This is a genomic window from Arthrobacter sp. SAFR-179 (genome assembly GCF_059414945.1).
The window spans coordinates 1-4,487 of record NZ_JBPFDM010000023.1; the positions used below are offsets into that span (position 1 = coordinate 1).

Here is a 4,487-nt window from a genome sequence, read left to right on the forward strand (position 1 = left end):
TGGCCGCTATCTTTCCGCTTCAGCGGCGGCGACTCAGAAAACAATACCCGCACACAACCCCCACCGCAAATCGACCCACCAAAGGCTCCCATACCCCCAAGAACCCCGGAAATCCGCGGTTCTTGGGGGTACCGTCAGGCCACATCCGCCTGCCAGGAGGGGTTTACTGCTTCTATGGAGTGGCTCACATCTGACAAGGAGCCAAATGAGGCTATGCCAGCACCGTCAGGGCAACTTCGAAGTCAGCCTGCCGGGGCTTGAGCCAGTATGGCTCCAGCACGCCGGGCCCGCATGCCGCAGTGCCAACACCCCTCATGGCATGGTCCACGTAGATGTAGCTCCGTCCGTCGGGCACCAGATCCGGCCTGTGGGTGGCGGCATTCAGAGCCTGCAAGCTGTAGGGCCTTACCGTCAGGGCAAAGGGCTCGCCGGAAATGTGCAGTTCCCTGCCGGCGGTCTGGAGGACAGCGGACCGTACGCCGGACCGGGCTCCCGACTCCTGGGGACGGACGTACTCGACATCCAGTCCGCCGAGGGGAAGCTCAAACCACCCCGTACGCGCACCCTGGCCGGTGTCCGGGTAACTCTGGTGGGGGCCCTGACCAAACCACTGCACGCTGGTGGTCTGTGAGTCCAGCACCAGCTCCAGTCCGATCCGCGCCCATTCCACCTCGAAGCCCGCGTTGACCCATTCCCCCACCGGCCTGACCTGTGTCCGAAGAGCGAGGGAGCCGGAGCTGCTGGTCCACACATAGTCCACCAGCAGACCGAACTGTTTGTCGGCGGCACCCAGGCGCGTGCTGACGCGGAGGTGCTCGCCGCCGTCGGGAGAAGACTCCGCACGGATGCCCAGCAGCCGGGTGTGCAGCCGGTCGAGTCCCGCGTCCCTCCACTGGGTTGCAAGGGGCCGTTCGTCCGGGCCTCCCCACTCCCGGCCAAGGTCGTTGTCGGTCGGGGGCCACCAAAGGATCAGGCCGAACTTTTCCACGGAAAGCCCGCCAATAGACGTTGGCATCCCGGTGGCCCGGTTGAACACCGCGGTCCCCAGCCGGAGTTCGTCATCCCCGGCCTCCACCAGGTCCTCAGCCTGCACTCCCGCGCCTGGAGAAGCGAACCTGACAGCCTGCCCCCAGGAAACCTCGTGGCCGGCAGCCGCCCAGCCGGTGTCCGTGGCCAGCACAGCGCTCACGGTGAGCACCGCGGTCCGGTCCTGCGGCTGCCCCGCTACGTACCCGGCAACCTCCGCCGGCAGTTCCGCGGCAGCCGTCGACTGCGCCGCCAGCGGCGCAAGCGCCACCGTTCCCTCCAGCCGCGTGCCGCCGTCGTCCGCCACCTTGTACTGAAAGCGGAAGGCAGAGGTATCCGCGAAGTCCTGCCCGTTCCGAAGGGTGAAACTGTCCCATGACGGCGAAATGTCGATGCGCAGCGGCTCGATGACCTTCTTGAAATCCAACAGCCCGGGGCGGGGTTTCCGGTTGGCGTCCACCAGCCCGTCCGTGACGAAGTTGCCGTCGTGGACTTCCTCGCCAAAGTCCCCGCCGTAGGCGAAGTGCTCGCCGCCGCCCGGCGAGGGAACAAGGATCCCGTGCTCCAGCCACTCCCAGACGAAGCCGCCCATCAGGCGCGGATACTTGTTGAAGAGGTCCTGGTATTCACTCATGCCGCCCGGTCCGTTCCCCATCGCGTGGACGTATTCGCACAACACGAACGGCATGGCACGGCGCCGCGCATCCAGTCCCGCGTCCTCAAGCGGCGGCTCAATGCCCTGGCCGATGAGTGCCGTCTCGGCCTGGCTGGCATACATCCGGGAGTAGACGTCCACGTCCGGTGAGGACCAGTCGCCCTCGTAGTGGATGGGGCGGGAGGGGTCACGGTCCTTGGTCCAGCGCGACATCGCCGCAAGGTTCCGGCCGGTGCCGGCCTCGTTGCCCAGGGACCACATGGTCACCGATGGATGGTTCTTGTCGCGCTCAACGGTGCGCCGCATCCGGTCCAGCAGGGCCTCTTCCCACTGCGGATCATCGCTGGGGTTCTGTGCCCAGCCGGCGCTGTGGAAGCCGTGCGTCTCGAGGTCGCATTCAAGGACCACGTAAAAGCCGAGCCGGTCTGCCAGTGCCAGGAATTCCGGGTGCGGCGGGTAGTGCGATGTCCGGATGGCATTGATGTTGTGCTGCTTCATCAGGCGCAGCTCCGCCTCCACCACGTCCCGCGGCACCACACGGCCCAGCCTGGGATGGTGCTCGTGGCGGTTCACTCCCCGGAGCAGGATCCGGCGGCCGTTGACCTTGAACTGGGCGTCCTCGATGACGATGCTGCGGAAACCCAGCTGCAGGGCAATAGTCTCCCCGGGGGTGCTCACCGTCGCGTTGTAGAGTCGCGGGATCTCGGCAGACCATGGCTCCACGGCGGGGATATGGTGTTCCACGCCCGCAGGCAGTTCAAGGCCAAGGTCCGGGACACGCACGACGGCGTCAATCGCCTTCCCCGCCCGGCTCACCTCCACACGGAGCGTGCCTTCGCCCGTTGCGGGGTCATATCCGGCGTGGGCAAAGACATCATCGATCCCGTCCTCCGGCCGGGCCTGCAGGGTGACGTCCCGGAAGATGCCCGGCAGCCACCACATGTCCTGGTCCTCTACATAGCTCGCGGCAGAGAACTGGGCCACCCGCACGGCCAGTGTATTGGCTCCCTCCGCCAGGATGCCGGAGACGTCGAATTCGTGGGCCAGCCGGCTCCCGCGGGTGGTCCCGAGCTCCACTCCGTTCAGCCAGACGGTCCCGGCCGAGTCGATTCCATCGAAGCGCAGCAGGGCCCTCGGGAAGAACTCCGGGCCGGCGTCAAAGGTCACCAGGTGGTCCCCAATGGGATTGGCGTCCGGAGCATAGGGCGGTTCCACCGCGAACGGGAACTGGACGTTGGTGTAGGCCGGCGAGCCGTGCCCATGCATGTTCCAGCTGGAGGGAACCGGCAGGGGGGTGAAACCGGAGAGGCCCCTGCCGTCCTGCCACCCGTCGTTGGGGGCCGTCCGGATTCCCGGGCTCAGGCGGAACTGCCATTCCCCGTTGAGTGAGAGCCGGGGTGCATCTGAGTCCAGGTACGCCCGCGCCGGAAGTGCTCCCCGGCCGGGACCGAGGGAGGCCAGTTCAGCGGCATCGGCCGCGGCGAGATCGAGGCTGCGGAAGGAATTTGTGGCGGCCGGAGCGGACTGGGGGCCGCCAGTTGCGGCGGGGGTGTGGGCTGGCATGGATTTTCCTAGCGGGGAGACTATATTGAGGAGCTGCGTGAACGTTCACGCGCTAGCCTTAAAGCCTAGGCGCTGACTCCCGCTTTGGGTAGGGGTCAGGCGGATTGCCTGAGGATCAGCTGGTGCCGCAGGGTCAGGTGGGCCTCGGGGCTGCGGTCCTGGATGGCGCCCGTGAGCAAACCATCCAGGAGGCCGACGGCGGCGCGGCCCACTGCGCGCAGGTCCAGCGAAAGGGTGCTCAGCTCAGGCGTAAGGAGCTCTCCGAGCGGTATTCCGTCCATGCCGATGACGGCACAGTCGCCGGGGACCGGGATGCCTGACTCCTGCAATGCCTTCAACGCGCCGGCTGCCATCAGGTCATTGAAGGCCAGAATGCCATCAGGACGTTCATTCCCCGCGAAGAGGAGAGCCACAGCCGACGTCGCCGCCGCCGCGGATGGGTGCGCCTGTAAGCGGGCAAGGTGGATGCCTGCCTCCGCCGCCACGGCAGCTGCAGCGGCGCCCCGGCTGTCGGACGGGCCACCCTGGTCCGAGTCCAGGAAGACAATGCTGCGGCACCCGCGGGAAACAAGATGGGTGAGGGCGAGCCGGGCTGCATGGTGGTAGTCAAAGGAGATCCCGCCGGCGGTGCCGGCGACCGGGGAGTCCAGGGCGACGACGGGGCGCCGGCCCATCAGTGCCTGCGCCTCATCCGGGTGGGGAGCCAGGTATCCGATCAGCGCATCGACCTGGGGCGCAAGCCGGGCCGCGGCGTCCACCGCGCTGCCTGTTCCGTGCCCGTAGTCGTCCACCACAACGTTCCAGCCCCGCTCCGTGGCAGCCTCCACAACACTCGAGGCAAAGGCGGGGAAGTAGGGGTTGGTCAGGTCAGGGATGGCGAGGCCCACAGAGATCCGTGCACCTTGGACAAGGCCTTTCGCGAATCGGCTGGGGCTGTAACCCATCTCGGCAGCGAGCTTCTGGACCCGCTCCCGCGTCCCGGCGCTGATGCCTGCCATGTCATTCATGGCCCGGGTAACAGTCTGGCGTGACACGCCTGCGGCGGCAGCCACATCCAGGATGGTGGCACGACGGCCCCTGGGGCTGGGGGTTCGGGGAGTCATAAACCGTAAGTCTAGGCGGTGTTAAATCTAGGTGCTTTGTTAAATGTGGGAGGCCCCAACCAGGTGCTGGTTGGGGCCTCGACCATTAATGTGTGTCCGGCGGTGACCTACTCTCCCACACCCTCCCGGGTGCAGTACCA

The 4,487-nt window shown here is 66.7% G+C and carries 2 protein-coding genes; both read right to left on the minus strand.

The genetic code is table 11. The features are described from left to right. Positions 1-211 precede the first annotated feature (211 nt). Positions 212-3,244 (minus strand): glycoside hydrolase family 2 TIM barrel-domain containing protein, encoded by a 3,033-nt coding sequence (locus ACR65K_RS20575; RefSeq protein WP_440154736.1) that lies wholly within the window; start codon positions 3,242-3,244, stop codon positions 212-214. Positions 3,245-3,339: 95 nt separating this feature from the next. Further along, a complete protein-coding gene (locus tag ACR65K_RS20580) occupies positions 3,340-4,347 on the minus strand; it encodes a LacI family DNA-binding transcriptional regulator (RefSeq protein ID WP_440154738.1) in 1,008 nt (335 codons plus the stop codon). Positions 4,348-4,487 lie beyond the last annotated feature (140 nt).